General features: G+C 63.3%; 30 protein-coding genes. 18 read left to right on the top strand and 12 right to left on the bottom strand.

The annotated features are described in order from the left end of the window. Nucleotide 1: 1 nt before the first annotated feature. The 12 genes from DSD19_RS05625 to DSD19_RS05570 form a co-directional block, all read right to left on the bottom strand. Complete coding sequence (locus DSD19_RS05625) at nucleotides 2-1321, bottom strand: ATP-dependent RecD-like DNA helicase (RefSeq protein WP_113668852.1); 1320 nt, start codon at nucleotides 1319-1321, stop codon at nucleotides 2-4. Further along, entirely contained in the window at nucleotides 1318-2067 is a 750-nt protein-coding gene (locus DSD19_RS05620) for a hypothetical protein (RefSeq protein ID WP_113668851.1), read from the bottom strand. The genes DSD19_RS05625 and DSD19_RS05620 overlap by 4 nt, the downstream gene beginning before the upstream one ends. Further along, entirely contained in the window at nucleotides 2064-2861 is a 798-nt protein-coding gene (locus DSD19_RS22225) for a hypothetical protein (protein ID WP_113668850.1), read from the bottom strand. Before DSD19_RS22225 ends, DSD19_RS05620 begins: the two co-directional genes overlap by 4 nt. After that, nucleotides 2858-3073, bottom strand: a complete 216-nt coding sequence (locus DSD19_RS05610; protein ID WP_113668849.1) for a hypothetical protein — start codon at nucleotides 3071-3073, stop codon at nucleotides 2858-2860. The genes DSD19_RS22225 and DSD19_RS05610 overlap by 4 nt, the downstream gene beginning before the upstream one ends. 10 nt (nucleotides 3074-3083) lie before the next feature. Then, nucleotides 3084-3311, bottom strand: a complete 228-nt coding sequence (locus DSD19_RS22020) for a DUF6511 domain-containing protein (protein ID WP_113668848.1) — start codon at nucleotides 3309-3311, stop codon at nucleotides 3084-3086. 140 nt (nucleotides 3312-3451) lie between these two features. Beyond that, entirely contained in the window at nucleotides 3452-3682 is a 231-nt protein-coding gene (locus DSD19_RS05600) for a hypothetical protein (RefSeq protein WP_113668847.1), read from the bottom strand. Nucleotides 3683-3761: 79 nt separating this feature from the next. After that, nucleotides 3762-4529, bottom strand: coding sequence for a hypothetical protein (locus DSD19_RS05595; protein WP_113668846.1), 768 nt, complete (start codon nucleotides 4527-4529; stop codon nucleotides 3762-3764). 22 nt (nucleotides 4530-4551) lie between these two features. Next, nucleotides 4552-5409 (bottom strand): ATP-binding protein, encoded by an 858-nt coding sequence (locus tag DSD19_RS05590; RefSeq protein WP_113668845.1) that lies wholly within the window; start codon nucleotides 5407-5409, stop codon nucleotides 4552-4554. Between the two features lie 104 nt (nucleotides 5410-5513). Beyond that, nucleotides 5514-5996, bottom strand: a complete 483-nt coding sequence (locus DSD19_RS05585) for a hypothetical protein (protein WP_113668844.1) — start codon at nucleotides 5994-5996, stop codon at nucleotides 5514-5516. A 35-nt stretch (nucleotides 5997-6031) separates the two neighbouring features. After that, nucleotides 6032-6385: a hypothetical protein gene (locus tag DSD19_RS05580; protein WP_113668843.1), complete on the bottom strand. Its 354-nt coding sequence runs from the start codon at nucleotides 6383-6385 to the stop codon at nucleotides 6032-6034. Continuing rightward, the gene (locus DSD19_RS05575) at nucleotides 6379-6645 is read right to left on the bottom strand and encodes an AlpA family transcriptional regulator (RefSeq protein WP_094022092.1); all 267 of its coding nucleotides are present in this window, start codon (nucleotides 6643-6645) and stop codon (nucleotides 6379-6381) included. The genes DSD19_RS05580 and DSD19_RS05575 overlap by 7 nt, the downstream gene beginning before the upstream one ends. A 192-nt stretch (nucleotides 6646-6837) precedes the next feature. Then, nucleotides 6838-7506: a hypothetical protein gene (locus DSD19_RS05570; RefSeq protein WP_165828049.1), complete on the bottom strand. Its 669-nt coding sequence runs from the start codon at nucleotides 7504-7506 to the stop codon at nucleotides 6838-6840. A 131-nt stretch (nucleotides 7507-7637) separates the two neighbouring features. Here DSD19_RS05570 and DSD19_RS05565 point away from each other — a divergent pair, with 131 nt between their 5' ends. The 18 genes from DSD19_RS05565 (at nucleotide 7638) to DSD19_RS22540 (ending at nucleotide 25289) form a co-directional block, all read left to right on the top strand. Beyond that, entirely contained in the window at nucleotides 7638-8315 is a 678-nt protein-coding gene (locus tag DSD19_RS05565; protein ID WP_113668841.1) for a S24 family peptidase, read from the top strand. 2 nt (nucleotides 8316-8317) lie between these two features. Then, a complete protein-coding gene (locus DSD19_RS05560) occupies nucleotides 8318-8548 on the top strand; it encodes a hypothetical protein (RefSeq protein ID WP_113668840.1) in 231 nt (76 codons plus the stop codon). After that, a complete protein-coding gene (locus tag DSD19_RS05555) occupies nucleotides 8545-9264 on the top strand; it encodes a hypothetical protein (RefSeq protein WP_113668839.1) in 720 nt (239 codons plus the stop codon). Before DSD19_RS05560 ends, DSD19_RS05555 begins: the two co-directional genes overlap by 4 nt. Nucleotides 9265-9587: 323 nt before the next feature. Further along, nucleotides 9588-10043, top strand: a complete 456-nt coding sequence (locus DSD19_RS05545) for a DUF2924 domain-containing protein (RefSeq protein ID WP_113668837.1) — start codon at nucleotides 9588-9590, stop codon at nucleotides 10041-10043. Beyond that, complete coding sequence (locus tag DSD19_RS05540; RefSeq protein WP_113668836.1) at nucleotides 10040-11365, top strand: recombinase family protein; 1326 nt, start codon at nucleotides 10040-10042, stop codon at nucleotides 11363-11365. Before DSD19_RS05545 ends, DSD19_RS05540 begins: the two co-directional genes overlap by 4 nt. Further along, entirely contained in the window at nucleotides 11362-11751 is a 390-nt protein-coding gene (locus DSD19_RS05535) for a hypothetical protein (RefSeq protein ID WP_113668835.1), read from the top strand. Before DSD19_RS05540 ends, DSD19_RS05535 begins: the two co-directional genes overlap by 4 nt. Before the next feature lie 92 nt (nucleotides 11752-11843). Then, the gene (locus DSD19_RS05530; protein WP_113668834.1) at nucleotides 11844-12041 is read left to right on the top strand and encodes a type II toxin-antitoxin system Phd/YefM family antitoxin; all 198 of its coding nucleotides are present in this window, start codon (nucleotides 11844-11846) and stop codon (nucleotides 12039-12041) included. Between the two features lie 118 nt (nucleotides 12042-12159). After that, nucleotides 12160-15213, top strand: coding sequence for a type I restriction endonuclease subunit R (locus DSD19_RS05525; RefSeq protein ID WP_113668833.1), 3054 nt, complete (start codon nucleotides 12160-12162; stop codon nucleotides 15211-15213). After that, complete coding sequence (locus DSD19_RS05520) at nucleotides 15203-16543, top strand: restriction endonuclease subunit S (RefSeq protein WP_113668832.1); 1341 nt, start codon at nucleotides 15203-15205, stop codon at nucleotides 16541-16543. Before DSD19_RS05525 ends, DSD19_RS05520 begins: the two co-directional genes overlap by 11 nt. Continuing rightward, complete coding sequence (locus DSD19_RS05515; protein WP_113668831.1) at nucleotides 16540-17679, top strand: AAA family ATPase; 1140 nt, start codon at nucleotides 16540-16542, stop codon at nucleotides 17677-17679. Before DSD19_RS05520 ends, DSD19_RS05515 begins: the two co-directional genes overlap by 4 nt. Further along, nucleotides 17676-19415, top strand: a complete 1740-nt coding sequence (locus DSD19_RS05510; RefSeq protein ID WP_113668830.1) for a type I restriction-modification system subunit M — start codon at nucleotides 17676-17678, stop codon at nucleotides 19413-19415. The genes DSD19_RS05515 and DSD19_RS05510 overlap by 4 nt, the downstream gene beginning before the upstream one ends. Before the next feature lie 458 nt (nucleotides 19416-19873). Next, nucleotides 19874-21154 carry a site-specific integrase gene (locus DSD19_RS05505; protein WP_075785233.1) on the top strand — a complete coding sequence of 427 codons (1281 nt, stop codon included), beginning with the start codon at nucleotides 19874-19876 and terminating at the stop codon, nucleotides 21152-21154. Beyond that, entirely contained in the window at nucleotides 21151-21756 is a 606-nt protein-coding gene (locus DSD19_RS21380) for a hypothetical protein (RefSeq protein ID WP_133260365.1), read from the top strand. The genes DSD19_RS05505 and DSD19_RS21380 overlap by 4 nt, the downstream gene beginning before the upstream one ends. Nucleotides 21757-21821: 65 nt before the next feature. Beyond that, complete coding sequence (locus tag DSD19_RS05500; RefSeq protein ID WP_113668829.1) at nucleotides 21822-22010, top strand: AlpA family transcriptional regulator; 189 nt, start codon at nucleotides 21822-21824, stop codon at nucleotides 22008-22010. After that, nucleotides 22010-22228 (top strand): hypothetical protein, encoded by a 219-nt coding sequence (locus DSD19_RS05495; RefSeq protein ID WP_113668828.1) that lies wholly within the window; start codon nucleotides 22010-22012, stop codon nucleotides 22226-22228. Before DSD19_RS05500 ends, DSD19_RS05495 begins: the two co-directional genes overlap by 1 nt. A 794-nt stretch (nucleotides 22229-23022) precedes the next feature. Beyond that, entirely contained in the window at nucleotides 23023-23355 is a 333-nt protein-coding gene (locus DSD19_RS05485) for a hypothetical protein (RefSeq protein ID WP_133260364.1), read from the top strand. A 90-nt stretch (nucleotides 23356-23445) separates the two neighbouring features. After that, the gene (locus DSD19_RS05480) at nucleotides 23446-24978 is read left to right on the top strand and encodes a terminase large subunit domain-containing protein (protein ID WP_243627724.1); all 1533 of its coding nucleotides are present in this window, start codon (nucleotides 23446-23448) and stop codon (nucleotides 24976-24978) included. Next, nucleotides 24969-25289: an HNH endonuclease gene (locus DSD19_RS22540; RefSeq protein ID WP_113668825.1), complete on the top strand. Its 321-nt coding sequence runs from the start codon at nucleotides 24969-24971 to the stop codon at nucleotides 25287-25289. Before DSD19_RS05480 ends, DSD19_RS22540 begins: the two co-directional genes overlap by 10 nt. The last annotated feature ends 1 nt before the right edge of the window (nucleotide 25290 follow it).

The raw sequence follows: 25290 nt of genomic DNA, 5'->3' as shown, positions 1-25290 counted from the left end.
CTCAGGCCAGGAGGACGAGCCCGCGCTCGGCCCGGGTGATCGCAGTGTAGAGCCAGCGGCGCCGATCAATCTCGCTGCGGCCCAGCCCGTCGTCCCAGACGATCACATTCTCCCACTGCGAGCCCTGCGCCTTGTGAGCGGTGATCGCCCAGCCGAAGGTCGCCTCGGTCAGCAGGCGCTTCTCCTTGTAGTCGCGGTCATGGCGCTTGTCGTCGTAGGCGACGTGATCCTCGAAATGCCCCTTGTAGATGCGCAGCCGGCCCGGGCGCCCGTCCTCATAGGGCTCGCCGATGTGGCGCCCGTCCTCGTCATGGACGACGGCGGAGAAGTAGAGGCTGCCCTCGTCGACGATGTCCTCGAGCGTCACGAACATCCCGTTGATCAGCCCCAGATCGTTCTGGTTCTTCAGGCAGATGATCTTCTCGGCCGGCCCCGTGGGCAGCCAGGTCCCACCGAGCCCCGCAGCCGCGCGCATGGCGTTGTTGATCTGCAGCCGCGTGGCGTTCAGCCCGCAGATCAGTTGGCCGCCGCGCAGCGCCTGTTCCGGCGTGATGTCGCCCTTGCGGAGCTTTGCGACATGATCGTCGTAGACGCCGAAGCCGATGGGCCGGCCCTCGCGCGCCATGGTGGCGAGGCGGATGATCGCGCTCTCGGCCGCCTGGCGGTGGATCTCGGTCAGCATCACGTCCGGCTCGTCGCGGGTGAAGGCGCCTTCGCCCCGGATCGGCGGCAGCTGGCCGGGATCCCCGAGCACGAGGATCGGCTTTCCGAAGCTCATCAGGTCGCGCGCCATCTCCTCGCCAACCATCGACACCTCGTCGAGCACGATGAGCCGGGCGTCGGCAGCGTCGCTCTGCGGATTCAGGGCGAAGCGCGGATGCTTCATGGCCGAGAGCCCCTGGCGCATCGCCTCGATCGCGGCATCGGCCGTGGTGCGCGCGAACCCGGTCAGCCGGCGGGCGTCGCGTTCGGCGACCGCGATCTTTCGGGCAGCCTCCTCGATTTCCTCCTCGGTCGCCTCGATCACCGAATAGATCAGGCTGTGGATGGTGCGCGCCGGCGTGCCCTTGCGGGTCAGCACCAGCGCGGCCTTGCCGGTGAAGGTGGCGGTAACGACGCCTGGCACGCAGCGGCCGTCCTTCGCGCTGCGGTGGGGCGAGAGGCCGAGTTCCTCGAGCGCAAACTTCAGCACGGTGCTCTTGCCGGACCCGGCATAGCCGAACAGGCGGAATACCTGCTGCTGCTCTGTGCGGGTCTCGAACCACTCCTTGATCTCGCGGATCGCGGCGGCCTGCGTGGCGGATGGGGTGAACTCGGTCATGAATGGCGTGCCTCCACTGCGTAATCCTTGACGATCCCACCGCGGGTTGGATCGCCCACCTCGCACTGGCGGACGAAGACCCGGCGCCCGTCGGCGAGCTGCCGCCAGTGACCGCGTCGGATATGCCAGCGCGGGCTGGCGTGACTGCCGCCCTGCGGCGGTGTCGCTGCCTGAAGGCGAGCCGGATCGATGGCGACCTGACGCCAGACCCAACCGCGTACGCCCTCACGGGACAGGCGGGACCGTTTCGCGAGCGACACCTTGCGGTCGCGGATTTCAGGTGAGGCGCCGAGGATGGTCAGCGCGCGCCAGACGATGCCGGCGGCGACTTCGCCGTGACCGCGGACCGTCTCGTCGTGTCGCTCGGCCGGGTTGCCCTCGATCTCCGCCTTGCCGTCCGGATGCATCCAGATCCGCACCAGGCAATCCGTCCAGCCGCGCGGCGCCCGCTTGCGCATGAGGAACGTGGCCTCGACGATATCACCGTCGGCGCGGGCGCAGACGATCAGGCCCGAGGGAGACGCGCGCTGCTCGCGCACCTCGAAGATCACGGAGGGATGCGGCAGCCGAAGCGGACCGGTCAGCACCCGGGTCATCGCGTGGTCTACGATATCGCCGTCGAAGGCGGCCTGATCGTCGAAGAAATAGATCGGCGCGAACTCCGCCGCTCCGAGAAGGTCGGAGCACCAGAACCGCTCGCGATGGGCGCGGACGATCCGCTTGAGCTCGTAGGCGTCAGGGATCATGACCGATCTCCCCAACACCGTGTCGCCCAGGCACAGGGCGCGTGCCACTTGCCGGCCGCCATGCCGCCACGGCAGAGGACGGCCGTGGGCTCGGCCGCGGCGCGCGGCAGCCATTCCCCGGCCTCGGAGGCCCGAACCACGGCGACGGCGCGATCCGACATTTCCTGCGCGAGATGCGCACCGAAGGGCACGAGCTCGGCGTGCAGCTCCATCGTGTCGCGGTTCAGCGCGGTGAAGAGCGCCGGGGCCGGCAGCTCCATGTAGGCCTGATAGAGGGCGATCTGGGCCGCGTAGACCGGCCGTGCGAGGCTGACGCCGCGCTTGACCACATCCTTCCAGCTGGCCGCGCCGAGCGCCTTGTTCTCCCAGAGCGCGGGATAGTCCATCGCGACGGGGCCCGACACGAGACAGCCGTCGATATGGCCCCTGAAGCGCCCGCCGAGGGCCTCAAACCCGAACTGGCGACCATCGGGGCGCTCGGTGCGCAAGTCGAAGCCGGCGATCCGGAACCAGCCCGCGACGATGTCCTCGGCCCGGTGGCCCGCCTCGAAGATGCGCAGCGTGCGCGGCGCGAACTCACGGCCCTCGTCTTTTGGGACCGCGAGGAAGTCGTACTGGATCTGGCGCAGGCAGTCGCGGCCGAGACCCGAGGAGCTGACATAGGTGCGCGGACGCTCGGCGCGGTGGCGCGCGGACAGCGCCGTGTCGATGGCGGCGGACACGGCTTCGGCAATGGGCGGGCGCGGCGCGCCGGCGCCGTAGAGGAAACCCGAGCCATGGTTCAGGTCGATCATCGCTCGCGCTCCCAGAACCCGCCGGCCCGCGCGATGCAGGTCAGCTTGTGGAACTGCGCGTCCGTCAGCCGGGCGCTCTCGCCGAACCGCGCGAGCTTCTCGCGGAGGCTGTCGCAGAACTCGATCTCGAAGTCGGTGACGGCGTTCTCGGTGGCCGCCTCGAGCAGAGGTTTCCAGCTGCAGGACGCGGTGTCGTCGTTCAGGTCGATCATCACCGCGCTCCTAAAATGGGATCGGGTCGTCGAGGACCGTGCCGTTGCGCTCCTTGCGCGCGGCCTGGTCCTGCATGCTGTCGATGTAGCCGGTGACGGCCGCCTCGATCAGGCGGTCGATGTCCTCGGCGCTGCGGTGGAAGAAGGGCTCCATGAGCCCGAGGTCGGTGAGCGCTTCGGCGAAGAGCGTCCGCGCATCGCGGATCGCACGGGCCTCGCGCGCGGTCTTGTCGATCATGCCGTTGTTCCTTTGGGCGATGGCGCTGCCCACGTCCTGACAGCGGCGCGAGCAGAAGCGGTGGTATGGATGGCGATCCCAGCGGAGGCCGTGGCAGTAGCCGAAGCCGCGCGCCTCTCGGGCGCAGACGGCGCAGAGCGCTACCCGAGCAAGAAGCTCCCGATCGGGTCCTCGGGCGGCCAACCCGCCCTCTGGAGCTTTTCGGACTGGAGCACGATCCAGCGCGAGATCGCGTTGCTGGCCATGGCTTCGAGGTCGCCGAGGCTGAGGCTTGCGATGGGGGCGTGCAGTCTTCCTCGGGCCTCGAGCCATCGTCCGATCTCCAGCGCCGCTTCGCGCGTCACGTGCGCCTGCCATTCATCCGGGGTCATCGGCCCGGCCGGATCGCGCCGGACCTCGGGCAGCGGCGAAGGCCGGTTTGACCTCCGCCGCCGCGCTGCCGATCGCGCCTCACCCATTGAGCCAGGCGGGCATGCCGGTCGCCGGCGCTCCGCTCGGCGGGGACGCAGGCGGCTGCTGGGCGGACGGCTGCTGGGCGGGAGGCTGCTGGGCCGGCGCCTGCGCGCCCCAGGCCGGAACCGCGGACGGCGCTTGCGGCTGCGCGCCCCATGCCGGCGTGGGCGCCTGCCAGCCCGGCGCCGGCGCGCTCGCGGCCTTGCGCGGCGGGGCGTTGACGGGCTCCGGAGGAACGGCTTCGCCCCGCATGATCGCGGCATGCTGCGGCTCGTCAGGCAGAACGACGTTGGCGATGCGGTTCTGGTCGCGGTATTGCGGGTTCGAGGCGGGCTCCACCATGATCCGCGCGACGAAGACGATGCCGTCGAGATGTTTGAGCCCGGGCAGCACCCGCTTGGCCTTGGCGTCGGGGCTCTCGTCCCTGGGATCGAGCTCGAGAGCGCTGTCGACCATCGCCCGAAAGGTGGACTTGGAGATCTTCCAGCCGATCGACTGGCCCTTCTCGTCGACCTTGCCGCCCGCCACGGTGAAGCTCTGCCAGAACTTCCGCCGGGCATGGGGCCCCTCGAGGATGGTGAACTCGCAGTCCAGCATCTTCGCGTCGCTCGACTGCGAGGCCTTCAGGAGTTTTGCGTCCATCGGCGTGGCGCCGTCGACGCCGCCGGGGCGCACGGTCAGGCGGACCTTGGCGAAGGTGCCGTCGGGGATCAGCTCGCCGATGGGGGCCATCTGCGGCTGGGCGTCGTTGAGATCGTAGCTCATGGGTCTGTCCTTTGCGTCTGGATCAGGAAGGGGTGGCGGGGTGAGCGGGCGCGCGGCCGTCGATCTTCGCGATCAGCGCGCCGAGATCGGGTGGCTCCGTCGTGTCGAGACGACCGGAGCGGTCCTTGGCGGGAAGGCCCCAGGGGTTGCCGGAGCGGCAGACGAGCCGGCGCTCGGCGGAGGTCTCATCGAGGGTCCAGTCGCCCTTGGCGTCGCGGCCGAAGAGCTGCATGGAGACCACCTGATCGACGATGCCCGGCAATTCGCGCCCGGCCTTGGTGCCCTCCATCTGCGGCTGCCAGGTCGCCGTGCCGAACTCGTCGGTCATCTTCTCGAGCACGCCGACGAAGATCACCGTCTTGACGCGGGCGTGCTGCAGGTGCTTCAGCGCCTGGATCACCTCGCGGCCCAGGAGCCCGTAGGCGCCGCGGACATCGGGCTTCCCGGTCCGCTCGGAGAAGGCCTCGGGCTGCTGGCGGGCATAGGCCATGGCCTGCCGCGTCAGGTCGGTGATCGAGTCGACGAAGACGATCCGTTTCCGGGCGAGAAAGTCCTCGATGCCGGTGCCGAGATACTGCTGCTGCAGCCAGGCGTGATACTCGGCGCCATACCAGGACTTCGGATGCTGGGCCGGATCGTGGCCGCCAATCAGCACGGCGAGGTCGCGGAAATCGGTGAAGCTGCGCACCGGGATCGAGTCCCCGCGCCAGTCCTGCACCGACTTCATGCCGGCCTCGAGATCGAGACAGACCGTCTCCTCGGCGGGCAGGGATTTCAGGAGCGTCGTCTTGCCGACGCCGGGCGGGCCGAAGATGGCTAGGGACGTCTTGTTCTCGGCGGTCGAGAGCCGTTCGTCGGCGGTGATGATGCGGAAGGCCATGGGGTTCTCCGGGAGTTGCGTTCAGGGTGCGCGGCGGCGGGGGTGACCGGGTGCCGAAGGGGAACCTGCCCGGCGTTGCCGTGCGGGCGTCCCGCCGCCGCGCGTCACCGGTCTCGAGCCTCGAGCCGGAAGACGGGTTTGCCGGTGGTCTCGCTGCGCGCGTCCGCGAAGCCCTCGCGCATCGCCGCGGGCCAGGCGCCGAAGCGCCGCTCGGGCACGCGGTAGGCGATCTCGAGATACTCGGTCGGATCGTCGCCGCCGGCGCGGATGCGCTCGGCCATGGCGGCAAGCCGGTCCTGATCCCAGGAGACCTTCTTCGGCAGGTCCGCGACGATCACGACGCCCTCGTCCTCGACCCGAACGGTGCCGCTGGTCTTGCCCTGCGCGGCCCGCTCGGCCGCGACGGCGGCCTCGAAGCGCTGCGCGATCCCGGCCTCGAGCCGGTCCCGCAGCCGCTTCACGCGGGCGGTCTCGGCGAGCGCCGTCGTCTGCAGATCCAGCAGCATCTCAGGCGGCAGCGCCGCGATGTCGCCGAGGGCGAGACCTTCGAGGTCAATGAGGCGGGGGGCATTGTCGGGGTGCGGCATGGCGGGGTCTCCGTTGGAAGGGAATGGCAAAGCCATCACGCGGCGCGCTCTTCGAGGAGCAGCGCCGAGAGCGAGGCGTTGGCGGCTCTGGGTCTGGGTCGCGCGACGGCGATGTAGGCGAAGTGGTCGGGGCCCACGCGCTCCTGCACGAGGTGGACGAGGCCCTTCTCGAAGGCGCCCAGCGCGGCCTGACCGAGGTCGGCGAGCTGGCGGCGCTCGGGCTCCGGCAGGGTCGAGATCACCGGCGTGACGTCGATCCCGAGAAAGCCGCGGTGATACTCGATCCGGGCGCCAGCCTCGGCCTGTGCGATCCAGGCGTAGAGCTCGACATCGGTGAGCTTCGGCGTCGCCACGCGGGCGCCGATCGGGGTTGCGGCGACCATCAGCATACCCGTGCGGCCCGCGCGGGGTCAGCGGTCAGCCGACGGGGCGAATGACCGACGCGCGCGACCGCCTCGCTGATTTTCAGGGCACGCTGCAGCTGGCTCTGCTCGAAGGCTTCGATATCGGCGAGCCGGTAGAGCACGCGTCCGCCGAGCTTGAGGAAGGCCGGCCCCTGGCCGTTGTAGCGCCAGCGTTCCAGCGTCCGGTGGGAGATCCCCCAGCGCCGGGCCAGCTCCTTCTGGTTCAGGCAATGCCTCTGCAGCATCGGTGTCTCCTCTCGTGTCGTCGTTGAGGAGACAGTGCGCAATTACGGTGTGGGATGTCGTGGGGACTGGCGGGGGATGCGGAGGGGGATCAGTCGGTCCTTGCAGGACTGGCTCTTGGCCGTTGACGGGGCGCCGCCATCCCTCACCCATCCCCCTCCCGATCCCACAGGGACCGGGCGGACGGGGATCGCTCAGTCGAGATTCAGACGGTATCCGCCGCGCCGGTCGGAGCGGATCAGATGCCGCCAGTCCTTCTGCGACTTGAAGACGTCGGCCATGCGCAGGCTCTTAGAGCCGGCGCGCGACAGAATCGCCTTGCCGTTCTGCCAGGGCGCGCCGGCCTGCGCTGCCTCGTGCAGCGCGCGCACGACCTCCGCCTGGATCGGGCCCAGCTTGAACCGGCAGCCGTCGCAGCGAACCTCGAGATAGTCGGCCGAGTGGATGAAGGTGGCCTCCTCCATCGGCTGTCCGCCGGGCGAGAACCCGGTCTCGACCTCGAAACGGTCGCGTTCATCGCGCCTTAGCAGCAGGTCGCCGATCATGACGAGGACGGGCTGCGCATCGCCCCAGGTCTCCGCGTAGTCGGCCCTCGGCGTCCGAAAACTCGCGAGATGAACCTCACCGCACCGGAAAAGCTGGAACACATCGCGGGCATGGAGATCGAGCAGGCCGCTGTAGTAGTTCTGCTCCCACGGCACCCGGCAGGGTTCGCCGTCCGCACCTTCCTCGTAGTCGCCGAACTCCATGGGCACGCCGAACACCCGCACCGACAGGCGGAGCTTGTCGTTCTCCGCGAGGTAGATCAGGTCCGCTTCCGTGATCTGCCACCGGTCGAGGATCTCGGGGAGCGTGAAGTACAATTTGTCAATGTGCATTCACTGCCCTCCGTGCCGATTCCCGTGTAAGATGTTTACCTTCTGTTCTTATTCGCTTGACGGGCCTCGATCAATCCGATTTTATCCTATTTCATCCACAGCTGGGTGGGGATGTCATGACCGAGCACCACACGCTTTCCGACCGCCTCAGGGCCCGGGCCAACCAGCTTGGCATCAGTCCCGCCCACGTCGCCGAGATGGCCGGCGTGAACCGCTCCTTTGTCTACGACATCCTGCGCGGCCGCTCCGCGCGCCCGAGCATCGACCGGCTGGCCGAAGTTGCCCGCGTGCTGAAGGTGGACCGCGACTGGCTGATCCACGGCATCGGCGAGGTCGAGGGCCCGTCGCCCTTCATCGAGAACCCGGACGAGACCTTCGTCTCGATCGCGCATGCAAGCCCTCGTCCGTCGATGGGCGGTGGCGCTGTTGTCGAGGACCATGGCGACAGCGCCGAGCGCGCCTACCACTTCCGGCGCTCCTGGATCCGGAACAGCCTCAAGGCCACCCCGTCCCAGCTCCGCATCATGCATGTCGAGGGCGACAGCATGGCCCCGACGCTGCTCGACGGCGACACGGTTCTCGTTGACATGACGCGCCGCGCCCCGAACCCGCCGGGCATCTTTGTTCTCGACGACGGCATGGGACTCGTCGCCAAGCGGCTCGAGCACATCGCCAACAGCGATCCGCCAACGGTTCGCGTGATTTCCGACAACAAGCACTATCCCGAATACGAAAGAACGGCCGACGAGATTCATATCGTCGGCCGCATCCGCTGGTTCGCGCGGGAGATCTGAGCATGGCGCACGTCATCATCCGGGGCCGAAATGGTCGCCGCCACGAAGTGGATTTCGAAGACGCCGACATCACTTTGGAACTGCACGCCAGCGAGGATCACGTCGAACTGGTGATCGAGGCGCCCCATGATGTGGCGCCATCGGACAAGAAACGCTTCGCGCTGGTCAGCATCCCGCGACATCTGCTGAGCAAGGCCATGGCTGATCTGGCGCGCAAGGATCGGCGATCATGATCGCGTTTCGGGAGATCGACGATGCCGATCCGTCGCTGGCGTTCTCGCCGCTGGTCCGCGGGATCGCGAAGACCTCCGCCTGGATCGGCGAGCACGGCGGCATCCCCCTGACGCCGTCCAAGGCGTTCAAACGGATCTTCGTGCACTGGGCCGCGGCCGAGTTTGACTGGCCAGGCCACACAGAGGCGGACCTCTTCGCCGTCAACAAGGTGCTGAACGAGCCCGACTTCGCCCCCCTCATGGTGCTGCATGACCTGATGATCGCGATGAAGCTCGGCCGACACTACAAGGGCGAGTTCCGCCTGACCAAGGCAGGCCAGGCGTTGGTCGGCCATCCAGGTCGGATCTTCGGCACGGTCGTCCCGTTTTTCCTGTTCCGCCTCAACCACGCCAGCATGTCACGCTTCGACGATGCGCCGATCCTCGGCAACTGGGACGTCTTCCTGAATGTGCTGAACGTAGAAACCGAGGACGGCGCGACAGGCGCCGACCTCCGGCGCGTCTTCTATGGCGAGCCGGAGGTCGGGTTCGACACCATGATGAGCAGCCTCTACGTCCAGGTGCTACGCCCACTCTGCTGGGCCGGCCTTCTGGAGAAGCAGGACGGCGCCAGCCGGTACCGGTCGGAGGATGCGCTGTTCGTCAAGACACCGCTCTGGCGATCGGCGCTGGTTCTCGACACCGATGCCGAGGTCGCGCCGGCGACCCGTCACTGAGGCTCCGCCGGTTCCCATCCTCTGCGCAGGCTTACGCGGAACTCCCATAAGCCATTGATTCCGGTTGTTTTCAGAGGGTGCGCGGGTAGCGTTTCCCCCATGCGAAACGCACCGACATATCCGCGGCTGGGGTCGAACCCACTGCCACCCGACCAGATGACGCCCCCCGAGCGCCGCACCGAACTCTGCCGCCTGCTGGCGATTGGGCTGGTTCGGTTGCGGATGCGAGAGCGAGACGAACACCCTGACGATACTGGAGAAATTTGCCTACACTCTCCGACCGACCAATGCCGTCATGCAACTCCAACTCACCGGAGAACCGCATGACGACCCACGATCCGATCCCCGCGCGCCTGGCCGCGCTCAAGACCACGCCGACGCCTGACCTGAAGCAACAGTGGCGCGAGCTGTTCGACAGCGAGCCACCACCTTTCAATCGCCGCTACCTCGAAAGCCGGCTGGCCTATCGCATCCAGGAGCTCGCCTATGGCGGGCTGAAGCCGGAGACGATCCGGCGCCTTGAGCGGCTGGGCGAGGAACTGGACGGCGGCGACAGCAAGAAGCGCAGCATCCGTGCCGATCGCGACCGCCCGATCACCGGCACGCGCCTCCTGCGCGAATGGCAGGGCGTCGAGCAGATCGTCACCGTCACGGCCGACGGCTTCGAATGGCAGGGGCGGCCGTACAAGTCGCTGTCCGCTATCGCGCGCGCCATCACGGGCACGCGCTGGAATGGCTGGGTGTTCTTCGGCCTCAAGAATCGGAGGGCGCGGACATGACGAAGGCCCCTGCGAAATCAGGAATGGTCCGGAAACTGCGCTGCGCGATCTACACTCGGAAATCCTCCGAGGAAGGGCTGGAGCAGGAGTTCAACAGCCTGCACGCCCAACGCGAAGCCTGTGAGGCGTACATCGCCAGCCAGCGGTCCGAGGGCTGGGTACTTGTCCGCGATCAGTATGACGACGGCGGCATCTCCGGCGGCACGCTGGAACGGCCCGGCCTCAAGCGGCTGCTGGAGGACATCGAGGACGGGCTGGTCGACGTGGTCGTCGTCTACAAGATCGACCGCCTCAGCCGTTCGCTCGCCGACTTTGCCAAGCTGGTAGAGGTATTCGACAGGAACGGCGTGACGTTCGTCTCGGTCACGCAGTCGTTCAACACGACCACCTCGATGGGGCGGCTGACGCTGAACATCCTGCTGTCGTTCGCCCAATTCGAGCGCGAAGTGACGGCCGAGCGCATCCGCGACAAGGTCGCCGCCAGCCGGAAGAAGGGCATGTGGATGGGCGGGGTGCCACCATACGGTTACCGCGTCGAGAACCGGAAGCTGGTGGTCGACTTGGAGGCCGCAGCACAGGTTCGTTGGATCTTCGCGCGCTTTCTTGAGATCGGGTCGTGCACGGAACTGGCGCGAGAGGTTGGCACACGCGGCATCCGGACGCCACGCGGCAACCGGATCGACAAAAAATACACCTATCGGATCCTCAGCAACCGCGCCTATATCGGCGAGGCAGTGCACAAGGGCGAGAGCTATCCCGGCGAGCACGACGCCATCGTCGATCGCGAGACATGGGACCGTGTCCATGCGATCCTGCAGGAGAGCCCCCGGAAGCGCGCCGCCCGCACACGCGCCGACACGCCCGCCCTGCTGAAGGGGCTACTGTTCGGGCCCGATGGCGCCGCCTTCTCACCGACCCACACGCGCAAGGGCGACCGGCTCTACCGCTACTATGTCAGCCAAGCGGTGTTGAAGCACGGTGCCGGATCCTGCCCGGTGGGTCGCGTGCCAGCGGGCGCGATCGAGGCCGCGGTCATCGACCAGCTTCGCACTGTGTTTCGCCAGCCGGAGATCGTGGCGGGCACGTGGAAGGCCGCCTGCGCCCATGCCGCCGACATTACTGAGGCCGAGGCTCGCGTAGCCCTGCAGCAGATCGACCCGCTGTGGGAGGAACTCTTCCCCGCCGAGCAGGCGCGCATCGTGGCGCTGATGGTTGAGCGCGTGGACATCGGCACGGACGGGTTGAACGTCCGGCTGCGCGTTGATGGCCTCAGCGGACTCGCGCGCGAAATGCTGGCTGGCAGTATCGGAGAGGCCGCATGAGCCGTGGGTCGCCGATCCCCGAGACTGTGACGCTCTACGTCCCGTTCCGCGTTGTGAAGCGCGGTGGACGGAAGGAGATGCAGATGCCCGAGGGCTCAGCGCGACCGCGCAAGATCGATAGCGCGCTGGTCAAGGCTCTGGCCCGCGCTTTCCGCTGGAAGCGCATGCTGGAGTCGGGCGAGTTCGCGACCGTCGCCGAACTGGCCGAGCGCGAGGGGATCGCGCCGTCGTACATGACCCGCGTTCTGCGCCTAACCCTAATCGCGCCCGACATCGTCGAGGCGATCCTGGACGGGAAGCCGGGCCCGGTGGTGACGCTGGCGCGTGTGCTTGAACCGTTTCCGCATAGCTGGAACGAACAGAAGAGCACCTTCGGCCACACCTGACCATCTGATTTCCTACATCCCGCGCAGCAACTCCTATTGCTTCATTGGGCCAAAATGGCCAATAATACGAAAGGCCAAGGGCGGGGAGTGAGATGCAGACCCTGAGCGCGAAAGACGCGAAGTACGGCTTCGGCCGACTGATTGATCTCGCCCGGGCTGGGCCTGTCGCAGTTGCAAAGCACGGACGACCGGTCGTTGTAGTGATGGCGGTCGAAGAGTACGATCGCCTGAAAGGTATTGAAAACGGACAACAAAACAGCTCCGATAAAGCCGACGGGGCGGACGATTGATTAAGAAAAATATTGGCACGAAGACTATCGAGGGCCCCTGCGGTGCAGGGCATCTTTTGGATAAAGGTTTCGACCCGATTTCAGACACCTTGTTCTGTTCGATGGGACTGTTCACGCGATGAATGCTGCAACGACAATGAGCAAAGCTGAACGCGATCTTGAAGAGGATCTGGTCGCCAAGCTAAGAGATCTCAAATATGAATATCGCCCCGATATCCGTGATCGGGCCACGCTGGAAGAGAACTTCAGGCGGAAGTTCGAACAACTGAATCGCGTGACGCTTACCGATAGTGAGTTTCAGCGGCTGCTCGATGAAATCGTTACCCCAGACGTTTTCACAGCAGCTCGAATCTTACGAGAGCGGAGCAATTTCACCCGCGATGACGGCACGCCGCTGAACTACACGCTCGTTAACATAAAGGACTGGTGCAAGAATTCCTTTGAGGTGGTCAATCAGCTCCGTATTAATACGGACAACAGCCACCATCGCTATGACGTCATTCTCCTGATCAACGGCGTGCCAGTCGTTCAGATCGAACTCAAGACTCTCGGCATAAGCCCGCGTCGTGCCATGGAGCAGATAGTCGAATACAAGAATGACCCGGGGAACGGCTATACTAGGACAATTCTGTGCTTTCTGCAGCTGTTCATTGTAAGTAATCGTGATAGAACGTTCTACTTCTCGAACAACAATACGCGCCATTTTGCCTTCAATGCCGACGAGCGCTTTCTGCCAGTCTATGAGTTCGCGGATGTCGACAACGCGAAGGTTGTACACCTCGACAGCTTCGCCGAGACGTTTCTTGCGAAGTGCACCCTCGGCCAGACGATCAGCCGCTACATGGTTCTTGTCGCAAGCGAGCAAAAGCTCCTGATGATGCGGCCGTATCAAGTCTATGCGGTGAAGGCGATTGTCGACTCCATCGCCCAAGACTGCGGCAATGGCTACATTTGGCACACGACTGGCAGCGGCAAGACGCTTACCTCTTTCAAAGCGTCAACGCTTTTGAAGGACAATCCCGACATCGAGAAGTGCCTCTTCGTTGTGGACCGCAAGGACCTCGATAGACAGACGCGCGAGGAGTTCAACAAGTTTCAGGAAGGCTGCGTCGAAGAAAACACCAACACCGCTTCCCTTGTTCGCCGGCTTGTTTCGGATGATTACGCCGACAAGGTCATCGTTTGCACGATCCAGAAGCTGGGGCTCGCGTTGGACGAGAACAGCAAGCGCAACAAGCAGCAGAAGAAGGACGGCAAGAAGAGCTTCAAAGAACAGCTAGAACCCCTGCGCGACAAGCGTATCGCCTTCATCTTTGACGAATGCCACCGTTCCCAGTTCGGCGAGAACCACAGGGCCATCAAGGAGTTCTTCCCGCGCGCCCAGCTCTTCGGTTTTACGGGAACGCCCATCTTCGACCAAAACGCCGCCCAGCAGAAGATCGAAGACACCCAAGCCAGCATGAAGACGACGGACGACCTCTTCCAGCGGCGCCTTCACACCTACACGATCACCCACGCCATCGAAGACGGCAACGTCCTTCGGTTCCATGTGGACTACTTCAAGCCACAGGGCAAAACCCTGCCCAAGCCGGGCGAACCCCTGGCGAAACGGGCCGTAATCGAGGCGATCCTCGCCAAGCATGACCAAGCCACTGGTCAGCGTCGTTTCAACGCCCTGCTTGCCACATCGTCGATCAATGACGCCATCGAATATCACGCACTCTTCAAGACCGTGCAGGCCGAGAAGCTGGCCGCCGATCCCAGCTTCCAACCGCTGAACATCGCCTGCGTCTTCTCCCCGCCTGCCGAGGGCAATCCGGACGTAAAGCAGATCCAGGAGGACCTGCCGCAGGAGAAGGAAGACAACGCGGTTGAACCCGATAAGAAGAAGGAGGCGCTGAAAGCCATCCTCGCCGACTACAACGCCCATTACGGCACCAACCACAAGATCGGCGAATTCGACCTGTATTATCAGGACGTGCAGAAGCGCATCAAAGACCAGCAATGGCCGGATGCTGACCTCAAGAAGGCTTACCCGAACCAACCACACCACAAGATCGACATCACGATTGTCGTCGACATGCTGCTGACCGGCTTTGACTCTAAGTTCCTGAACACCCTCTACGTCGACAAGAACCTGAAGCATCACGGACTGATCCAGGCCTTCTCGCGCACGAACCGGGTGCTGAACGCCACCAAGCCCTATGGCAACATCCTCGACTTCCGCCAGCAACAGGGCGCGGTCGATGCCGCCATTGCGCTGTTCTCAGGCGAGGCCGCCGCCGAGAAAGCCCGAGAAATCTGGCTGGTCGACAAGGCGCCCGTGGTCATCCAGAAGCTAGAAACCGCGGTGCAGAATCTCGATTCCTTCATGAAATCGCAGGGCCTCGACTGCGCCCCGGATGCGGTGCCGAAGCTCAAGGGCGATGCGGCCCGCGCGGCGTTCATTGAACACTTCAAAGAGGTCCAGCGCCTCAAGACCCAGCTTGACCAGTACACCGACCTGACCGAAGAAAACCGCGATGATATCGAGCAGGTCCTGCCGCGCGAAAACCTGCTTGGCTTCCGCGGTGCGTATCTCGAAACGGCCCAACGCCTTAGGGCCCAGCAGGGCAAGGGCCATGATCAGGGCGATGGCGCGCCGAGCCAGGACGCCGACCAACTGGACTTCGAATTCGTCCTCTTCGCCTCGGCCGTCATCGATTATGACTACATCATGGGTCTGATCGCTCGCTATTCCGAGGCAACACCTGGCAAGCAGAAGATGAGCCGCGAGGAATTGATCGGCCTGATCCAGTCAGATGCCAAGTTCATGGATGAGCGCGAGGATATCGCGGCCTATATCAACACCCTCAAGGCGGGCGAGGGACTAAGCGAAAGGGTCATCCGCGACGGTTACAGTCGATTCAAGGCGGAGAAGCACGCGGCGGAACTGGCAAGCATCGCGGGCAAGCACGGGCTGGCGACCGAAGCGTTGCAAGGCTTTGTCGACACCATCTTGCAACGCATGATCTTTGATGGCGAGGCGCTGACCGACCTGATGGGGCCCCTTGGCCTGAACTGGAAGGCACGGCGGGTGAAGGAACTGGACCTGATGGCCGACCTGATGCCGCTGCTGTTGAAGCGCGCCGGTGGGCGTGAGATTTCGGGGCTGAGTGCATATGAGCAGTAAGCTGAAATCGTCTGCCGCGACGGGCGGCGGGGCTGCGTTCGTGCCTGAACGGCGTTTTCCCGAGTTTCAGGATGCTGGGGCTTGGGAGAATGTTTCCCTTGGCTCTGTCGCGTCGATCAGCACCAAGAAGGTCGGGGACAAGACCTGTGTCCCGATGAGCATCACTTCCGGCGTTGGCCTTGTCAGCCAAATGGAGAAGTTCGGGCGGATCATCGCGGGTGATTCTTACAAGAACTACTTGCTTCTCCAGAAGAATGACTTTGCCTACAACAAGAGCGCGACAAAAGAATACCCCGAGGGATTTATCGCGCTTTACACCGGTGAAAAGCTTGCTGCCGTCCCCAACAGCATATTCACTTGCTTCCGCATCAAAGGCGAGGCGACTTCCCCGAAGTATTTGAACTACCTGTTTCTTGGCAATCTGCACGGGCGGTGGTTGCGGAAGTTCATTGAAATTGGAGCCCGCGCTCATGGCTCTCTCAGCATCAACAACACTGATCTCTTGGCTTTGCCCGTGCCGGTCCCAGCCGGTCCAAATTCTCTCAAGGAACAACAAAAGATCGCCGACTGTCTGGACTCAGCTGACGCGCTGATCGAGGCGCAAGGTCGGAAGGTGGAGGCGCTGAGGGCCCACAAGAAGGGCCTGATGCAGCAGCTTTTCCCCCAGGAAGGCGAAACCCAACCCCGCCTCCGCTTCCCTGAGTTTGAAGGGACGGGTGGTTGGGAAAGAAGTACGTTCTCCGAGCTCTGTGAGATAAAGCACGGCTACGCTTTCCAAAGTGAGTTCTTCAGCAATGAAGGTGACTATGTTCTCCTCACACCCGGTAACTTCTACGAGGAGGGCGGATACCGCGATCGAGGCGAGAAACAGAAATACTTCAACGGCGAAATTCCGCGTGAATATGTGCTCAACGAGGGAGACATGCTGATTGCCATGACCGAACAGGCGGCTGGTTTGCTTGGCAGTCCGGCTCTCGTTCCCCAGTCTGACAAGTTTCTACATAATCAAAGACTTGGCCTGGTGACAAAAAGGCCTGGAGTTGCTTGGTTGAACGAGTTCTTTTTCCACGTACTTAATACGCTCCCGGTTCGAAAAGCGATCCATGACACGGCATCTGGAGCGAAAGTCCGTCACACCTCGCCAACCAAGATCGGCGACATTGTTGTTTTTGTTCCAACCACGACTGACGAACAACAGCGCATCGCCGACTGCCTCAGCTCCCTCGACGACCTCATTTCTGCCGAGACGCGAAAGCTCGACACGTTGGCCGCGCACAAGAAGGGGCTAATGCAGCAGCTTTTCCCAACCATTGAAGAAAAAGATTCATGAACCACTCCGACATTGCTGACACCCTCCTGAAAGCAAAAGAAAAGATCGTTTTGGTCTATGCGTTCAACGCAACCGGCAAGACGCGGCTTTCGGTCGCCTACAAGGATGCGACCAAAGACGAGGCAGGCACGCACTCAGGTGTCTATTACAACGCCTACAGCGAGGATCTGTTCGTCTGGCAGAACGATCCCGAGAACGATGGAACGCCCATTCAGTTGGATATCCGCAAGTGCAGCCTGAACAAGTTCCACAGCGCGCTGACCGAAGACAACGTGCGCGATAAGCTGAACCGCTTCAAGCCGGGCTATCGTTTTGAGTTTCTTTACTACGACGACCCACAGGATGGCATTCAAGCGGTGTCGTTCTTTCAGGAAGTTCCTGACCCCGATGACGCCAACATCGTCACAAAAGTCCCCTTCAAGATTTCTCGCGGGGAAGAGCGGATTTTCGTCTGGTGCTTCTTCCTCGCGCTTTTCGAGGTGGATGGATGGGCAGACCAGCAGGCATCCCACTTCTTTATCGATGATCCGGTTTCCAGCCTGGATGATCATAACATCTTCATCACCGCTTCAACCCTGTTCGATTTGATCGAAGACCACTTCCAGAAGCGCAAGTTCATCATCACGACGCATCACCTTGGGTTTTTCGCGATCCTAGCCGATTGGCTGAAGAAGGGTGAGAAGGCTGATAAGTTCAAGAAGCATGCGAAAATTGGCATTCTAAGCGCTAAAAATGGTGAGCTTGCGTTGGAGAGCCCGAACAACGACGTGTTGCTTTACCACTTGCGCCTTCTGCAACTGCTTGAACAAGCGTGGGCAGCAAATGAGGTACGGGCATTTCACTTCGCGCTGCTGCGTCAGGTGTTGGAGAATGTCGCGTCGTTCCTTGGAGTTGGCCAGTTTGGCTATGTCCTGAGAGAAATAGGCATCAGCGATCCCGAGGATGTCGCGCGTGTCATCAACACGCTTTCGCATAAGAAGGTGTATTACTTCGAAGGCGAAATCCTGGAGCAGGACTCACGAGAACTTTTTGACAGGGTTTTCGTGGGCTTGAAGGACAAGTACAACTTTGTCCTTCATGCGCCCGCACCCGCACTTGCGCCTGTCGACGCCCCTGAGGAAGCACCCGCACAATGAACGACCAAATCCAAAAGCAACTGGGCAAGACGCTCTGGAACATCGCCGACACGCTGCGCGGAGCGATGAACGCGGACGACTTTCGCGATTACATGCTGTCCTTCCTGTTCCTGCGCTACTTGTCGGACAACTACGAGGCGGCAGCGAAGCGAGAGCTGGGGGGGGACTATCCAAGTGACTCGGACGTTGCGGCTGAACGAGCACGGGTTTCCGCCCTGAGGGCCGAAGCAGCCGAGAAGGCTGCGAAAGCTCGGCAGAGCGCACGGAGCATCGAAGAGATGCCACTGGATGTTGCAGATCCGAGGCAGTCGGACATCGCGACTCCATTGCAGCTCTGGTATCGGCGTAATCCAGACGATGTGGCTGAATTTGAAAAGCAGATGCGCCGCAAGGTGCACTATGTAATCCAGCCACCCTATCTGTGGAACAACATTGCCGACCTTGCCCGTATACAAAGCGATGAGCTACTGCTGACGCTAGACAGAGGTTTCAAGTATATTGAAACAGAGTCCTTCCAGAGCACCTTCGGTGGCCTGTTCTCCGAGATCAACCTTTACTCGGAAAAGCTGGGCAAGACGCAGGCGGACAAGAACAAAAAACTGTGTTCGATCATCGCCGAGATCGCCCGCGGGTTGGCCGAGTTCTCGTCCGAGGTGGATCATCTTGGCGATGCTTATGAGTACCTGATCGGACAGTTCGCCGCCGGTTCGGGCAAGAAGGCGGGCGAGTTCTACACCCCGCAGCAGATTTCCGACATTCTATCGGCGATCGTGACCTTGGACAGCCAGGAACCCGCGACGGGCCAAAAGGACCGATTGGCTAGCGTCTTGGACTTTGCTTGCGGATCGGGCTCGCTCTTGCTGAACGTTCGCAAGCGGATGGGCACGCATGGCATTGGCAAGATATTCGGTCAGGAAAGCAACATCACGACCTACAACCTCGCCCGCATGAACATGCTGCTGCATGGGGTGAAGGACACCGAATTTGAAATCTACCACGGCGATACTCTGGCCAATGATTGGGATATCCTGCGCGAACTGAACCCCGCCAAGAAGCCCTCTTTCGATGCCGTGGTGGCAAACCCGCCGTTCAGTTTCCGCTGGGAGCCGACCGAAGCGATGGGCGATGATGTGCGGTTCAAGAACTACGGGCTTGCGCCCAAGTCGGCCGCCGACTTCGCCTTCCTGCTGCACGGGTTTCACTACCTGAAAGATGAGGGCGTTATGGCCATCATCCTCCCTCACGGCGTGCTTTTCCGGGGTGGGGCAGAGGAGCGCATCCGGACGAAGCTGTTGAAGGACGGTCACATAGACACGGTAATCGGCCTGCCAGCGAACCTATTCTACTCGACCGGCATCCCGGTCTGCATTCTCGTCCTAAAGAAGTGCAAAAAGCCGGATGACGTCCTGTTCATCAACGCGGCGGAGCACTTTGCGAAGGGCAAGCGTCAGAACCAGCTGACGGATGAGCACATCGGCAAGATCATTGAAACGTACCAGTTCCGCAAGGAAGAGGACCGCTACTCGAAGCGCGTGAGCATGGAGCGCATCGCTCAAGAAGGCTACAACCTCAACATCTCGCGATACATCAGTACCGCCGTTGACGAGGTAGAGATCGATTTGGGCTCTACGCAGAAGGAGTTGCTCGACATCGGAAACCAGATCCGAGAGGCAACTTCGAGACACAACTCGTTCCTGAAAGAACTCGGGCTATCCCTTTTGCCAGGGTCCGACTGATACTTCGACTATGCATAGGTTCGATTTCGGTTCCTTCTCGACGCGCGACCCTGAAATCGAAGTGTTCAGCCGCAGCCTCAGAAAAATATAGCAATTCCAGATACTTGAAATCTATTCACCAAATCGGCGCAGTCATGAGGTCCGGAGAATATCGGCCCTCAGAGACCGCTTCCGGGCCTTCTGGCGACGAGGCCAGTGCTCAGCCCCTCCCGCATAACCCTCTAATACAACGAGAAACTCCGGCCGCAGCCGGATCGGGAGAACGCTTTCGCGAGGGCGAGTGGCGGAGAGACAGGCAGCCCTTGCCCTGTATCAGCATGTAGCACCCCGGCGCATTATTGCCCCGTCTCCCAACAAAATATAGCGTCCCCCTGTATCCCCCTGTTGCAATCCGTAACGTCCAATGCCATGCTTTTTGATGGGTTTTACGTTGGGCGCAGAGAAGGGGGCCTCGAACCGTGCCGAGGAAGGCGAAGGAACTTTCGGCCCTAGACGTGAAGCGGCTGGAACACCCCGGCCGGGGGCGCAACGCGGTTTTCGCGGTGGGCGGCGTCTCGGGGCTGATGATGCAGGTAGCCCCGACCGGCGCCAAGTCGTGGATCCTGCGCGCGACAGTGGGGGCCAAGCGGCGAGACATTGGTCTTGGTGGCTATCCTGACGTAACTCTTGCCCAAGCTCGCGAGCGGGCGCGGGAGGCGCGGGACATGATCCGGCAGGGCATAGACCCCGTGGAACAGCGCAAGGCCGCACGGGCCGCTCTGGCGGCGCAACAGCGGCGCGGGCTTACCTTCGCCAAGGCGGTTGAAAAATACTGCGCCGCCAAGTTGGGCGAACTGCGCAACGAAAAGCACAAGGCCCAATGGCGATCCACGCTGGACGCCTACGCGGTGCCCGCGCTCGGGCCGATGCTGGTGGACGAAATCACCGTGTCGGACGTGCAGCGGGCGCTTGAACCGATCTGGACGAGCAAGACCGAGACGGCATCCCGACTGCGCGGGCGCATCGAGGCGGTGCTGGCATGGGCGACCGTGGCCGGGCACCGGACGGGCGACAATCCGGCCCGTTGGAAGGGCAATCTCGACGCGATCCTGCCCAAGCCCGGCAAGGTGGCAAAGGTCGCGCACCATCCCGCCTTGGCGCTGGCCGATGCGCCCGACTGGTTCGCGGACCTGCGCGGCCGGGACGGCATGGCAACGCGGGCCTTGGAGTTGATGGCCTTGACGGCTGCCCGCTCGGGCGAAGTGCGTGGGGCGACATGGGAGGAATTTGACCTCACGGCGGGGCTCTGGACGATACCCGCAGAGCGGATGAAGGCAGGCCGGGAACATCGCGTGCCGCTGACGGCCGAGGCGGTGGTGCTGCTGAAAGCCCTGCCGAGGATGGCGGGCAGTTCCTATGCCTTCCCGGCGGCACGTGGCGGGATGCTGTCGGACATGGCGCTTTCGGCGTGCATGAGGCGGATCAACGAGGCGCGCGAGGGCGGCTATCTCGACCCGCGATCCGGGCGCCCTGCTGTCCCGCATGGACTGCGCTCGACCTTCCGCGACTGGACGGCCGAACGTGGCTATCCCCGCGACATGGCCGAAATTGCGCTCGCCCATACCGTTGGCAGCGACGTGGAAAGGGCCTATCGGCGGTCCGACATGCTGGACCGGCGGCGCCAAATGATGGCCGCATGGGGCGCGTTCCTGCGGGGCGAGGCTGGGGCCAAGGTGGTCAAGATGGAGGCGGCAGGATGAAGAAGTGGAAGTTCGGCACCGGCATCACCTCGTATGAAGTGAACATGGGTGACGTGCGGAACCGCGAGGATATGGAAAGGGTGCGGGCGTCATGGAGCACATGGAACGACGATATTAAGAAATACGGCGGCATCTTCGGTGCGGTGTCAAAGCGGGCATATGAGACTTCAAGGTCAATTCTTGCCCATGAGCCTTATACAGAGGAAACGCCAGAGCATTCGCCTTCGGACTTTGCTCATGTTATTGTATGCTCTATTGATTGCGCGAAAATTGAAATTGAAAATAAGAACGCAGACCTAGCTGCGCGACATGCTTTTGATGCTGGCGTGAAATGGGCGCTGGCTCAGGTAAAATTTCAATGGGAAGACAAAGCCCTTTGCGGTGAGCGTCAATTGAAAGCCAGCGAGCGGGGCCGAACAATCCGCTCCTCCGGGAGCTTCGCGAACCGGCACGGCGAGAAAGCGCAGGAGCGGGCGAACGAACTGTTCCGGGAGAAACCGAGCAGAACATGGACGCGCATTCGCGAAATGCTTGCGGCAGAATTTAAAGTGAGCTCAGAGACGATTAAGGGGTCGGTGCGGAACCCGAAGAAAAAAGGGTAAGACCCCACGAATTACCCGAGCCGCCTGTCGCATCCTGTCGTTAGTCAAACTGAGGACTGCGACAGATGCAAGAAACTTTCCTTTCCGATAAAGACCTTGCCGCGCGTTGGGGCGTTCATCGCCCGACCGTGTGGCGCTGGGCCAAAGAACAGCCCGGCTTTCCCCGCGTTGTGAAACTCACCCCCGGCTGCGCCCGCTGGCGCCTGTCCGAAATCGAAGCGTGGGAGAAGACCCGCGCGGGGGTCGCGGCGTGATGTTTTCCGCAAGCGATCTGAGCCTTGACGATCTCATGGCGTTGAAGCCTCGCGGCTTTTACCGCGTCGAGACACGGGACGGTGGAACGACGATCACCGTGCACCGTCCCGGCGAGCCCGTCGAAATCATCGACTGTCTCAGCCCCGGCCACGCCAATCAAGTGCGTCTTCGCCTGACCGATGCGGGCCTCACCGGCTTTGTCGAGGGGGCGCGATGATGGGGGCAAGGAAAACCCCCGGTGCGGCGGCAACCGCGACCGAGGGCAAAAATCAGTCTACCGAGGCAGACGATAGCACCCGGCGGCCGACCCGGCAACAGCGTTGGCGGAAGCGGAACCCGCGAAGCTACCTCGCCCACCTCACGGTGCGGAACGCCATGCGCCTGGGTCTGCTGGAACGACAGCCCTGCGAAGTCTGCGGCGATCCGAAATCGGAAGCCCACCACGACGACTATGACCGCCCCCTTGATGTGACGTGGCTCTGCCGGGCGCATCACCGGGCCGTTCACCGGGACGACTGACCCACCCTCGCCCCCGTGCCTCGGGCGCGGTGCGGGGGCGTCCATCCATCGTGAGCAGACCGGACCATGAGCCGGGCATATCCCATCAACCGCCCTCGCCTTTGACCGTTGAGCCAGATCAACGGGGTATGACGATCCGGGGACATCACCCGACCCGAGCGGAACCGGCTCCTTCTGGGCCGCTCAGATGCGCGACAACGAAACCCACCGGCAAAGGCTATGTGAGGCCGACGACCGGGGACCGGAAACGGGGACGGCTCCCACGACCGGGGCAGGTGCAAAGCCTGCGGGAAGGCGGCTGGCCCCCGATACCGGGCATCGCGCGGATACGGATCGAGGCAGCGAAGGGCCTTCCCCTGCATGCGGGGGGAAGGAGCGGGTGACGGTAGTGTGTCTCCTGCATATAGGTAACTCTTACTGACCTATGTTGGACAATGATATAAGGCAGCATTGCTTACCTTTTTGGGTGACATGTCTCCACGCCATTCCGCCTTGACTGCCCGTCTCACGGCCCGCTTCGGCGGTGCCGCCACGCTGGCCCGGACGACTGACACGCGCACCCGCCCCGGCGAGACTGGCACGGTGACGACCGAGACATGGGCGGTGCAGATCATCGAGACCGGAGCGGACGTGGAGTATCGCACGGGTTCGCTGATACAGGCTGGCGATCTCGTGGCGGCCATGCTGCCCCATGCCGACGTGACGCCCGCGCTGAACGACAAGCTCACGACCAACGCGGGCACGTTCACGCTTGTCAACGCCGAGCCCGTCCGCAGCGACCCCAGCGGGCCGGTGATGCACTACCGCCTGCACGGGAGGCGCTGAGAATGGTCCCAATGGCTTCGCATGGGAGAGGGGAGGCCGTCGCGGAGCGGGCTCTTCCTTTCTCACTCCCGAAAAAATCCGGGGGAAATCGTGGCTAGGGCGTCGAAAGAAGCCTCGGCGGCGCTGCGGTTCCTGCCCCGGCTGATCGTGCCCGAGGGGCGCACGGCCGGGCGGCGGTTGAGGCTGGCGGGCTATCAGAAGGACTTTATCCGGGGCGCCTTCGCGAAGGACGTGGCCGTTGGCTGTCTCAGCATCGGACGCGGGAACGCTAAGACGGCTCTGTCTGCCGGGCTCTCGCTCGGGCACCTGATGGGCGAGATTGCGCCCCAGCCGAAACGCGAGATCATTTTCGCCGCGCGGAACCGGGACCAAGCCAAGATCGCTTTCGGCTTCCTGGTGGGCTTCATCGAGGGCCTGCCTGAGGACGAACAGGAACAATTCACGATCCGGCGCGGTAGCAAGCTGGAAGTGGAGACGGCCGAGAACGGCGGCGGGCTAGCGCGCGTGATCGCGGCCGATGGCAAGTCGATCCTCGGCGGCGCCCCGACGCTGGCGATCCTCGACGAGCGGGCGGCGTGGGAACGCGAGAAGGGCGACAGCCTAGAGAACGCAATCCTGTCGGGCCTGGGGAAACGCGACGGCCGGGCGCTCATCATTTCCACGTCCGCCCCGGACGACGCCAACACCTTTTCCCGCTGGCTGGATGAACCGCCCCCCGGAACGTATGTGCAGGAACACCGGCCGGAACCGGGCTTGCCGCCCGACGATCTGGAAAGCCTGCTGATCGCCAACCCCGGCGCGAAAGAGGGTATCGGCTCAACCCCGGAATGGCTACAGGCGCAGGCGCGACGGGCGATTGCGCGCGGCGGTTCGGCGCTGTCGTCCTTCCGCAATCTCAACCGGAATGAACGTGTCGCCTCCGATGATCGGTCGGTGTTGGTCACGGTTGACGAATGGATGAGCGCGGAAGTCGCGCCCGACGCTCTGCCCGAGCGGGAAGGGCCGGTGATCCTTGGCGTTGACCTGGGCGGCTCGCGGAGCATGTCCGCCGCTTCGCTGTATTGGCCCCTGACCGGGCGCCTTGAGTGTGTGGCGGCCTTCCCCACGAAACCGGGCCTTGCGGATCGCGGGCAGGCTGACGGCGTGGCCCGGCGCTATGTCGAAATGTGCGACCGGGGCGAGCTGGTGACGATGGGAGAGACAACCGTGCCCGTGGGCCGTTTCCTGGCAAGCGTTGTCGAGCGGTTGAACGGGCAGGCTCCGGCGGCGATCTGCGGCGACCGTTTCCGACATGCTGAGTTTCTTGAGGCGTTGCGGAACGCTGGCCTTGATCGGGTGCCGTTCATCTGGCGCGGGTTCGGGTGGAAAGACGGCTCCGAGGATGTGGAGCGGTTCCGGCGAGCACTCTTTGAAGGGAAGGTGAAAACGGTTCCCTCGCTTCTGCTGCGCTCTGCCTTCGCGGACGCGATCACGCTGGTAGACCCTGCTGGGAACCACAAACTCGCCAAGGCTCGAAGCCTCGGCCGGATCGACGCGGCGGCGGCCACGGTGTTGGCGGTGGCACAAGGCGTCCGCATGACCGGCGCCCCGAAGGCCCGAGGGGGGCGCGTGGCATGGGTCTAGGACGGTTCCCCCGTGTCGGTTCTGCGATCTACCGCACGCAACGGTGGAAGGCTGTTCGGCTTGAGGCCAAGCGGCGCGACGGCTGGCGGTGTGTCGAGTGCGGCGCCAAGGGGCGGCTTGAGGTGGACCACATCACGCCCCTGCGCGACGGCGGCGCCCCCTTCGACCTCGGCAACCTGCAATGCCTTTGCGGGCGCTGTCATGCTCGCAAAACCCGTATCGAAATCGGCCTCGGCCGGATCGACCCCGAGCGAGACGCTTGGAAAAAACTGGTCCGTGAAACGGGCCGCCAACCTATCGAGCAGGAGTGAC

Origin of the sequence: Rhodovulum sp. BSW8 (assembly GCF_003314725.1) — a bacterium.
Lineage (GTDB): Bacteria > Pseudomonadota > Alphaproteobacteria > Rhodobacterales > Rhodobacteraceae > Rhodovulum > Rhodovulum visakhapatnamense.
This window is presented reverse-complemented; position numbering and strand designations above follow the sequence as displayed.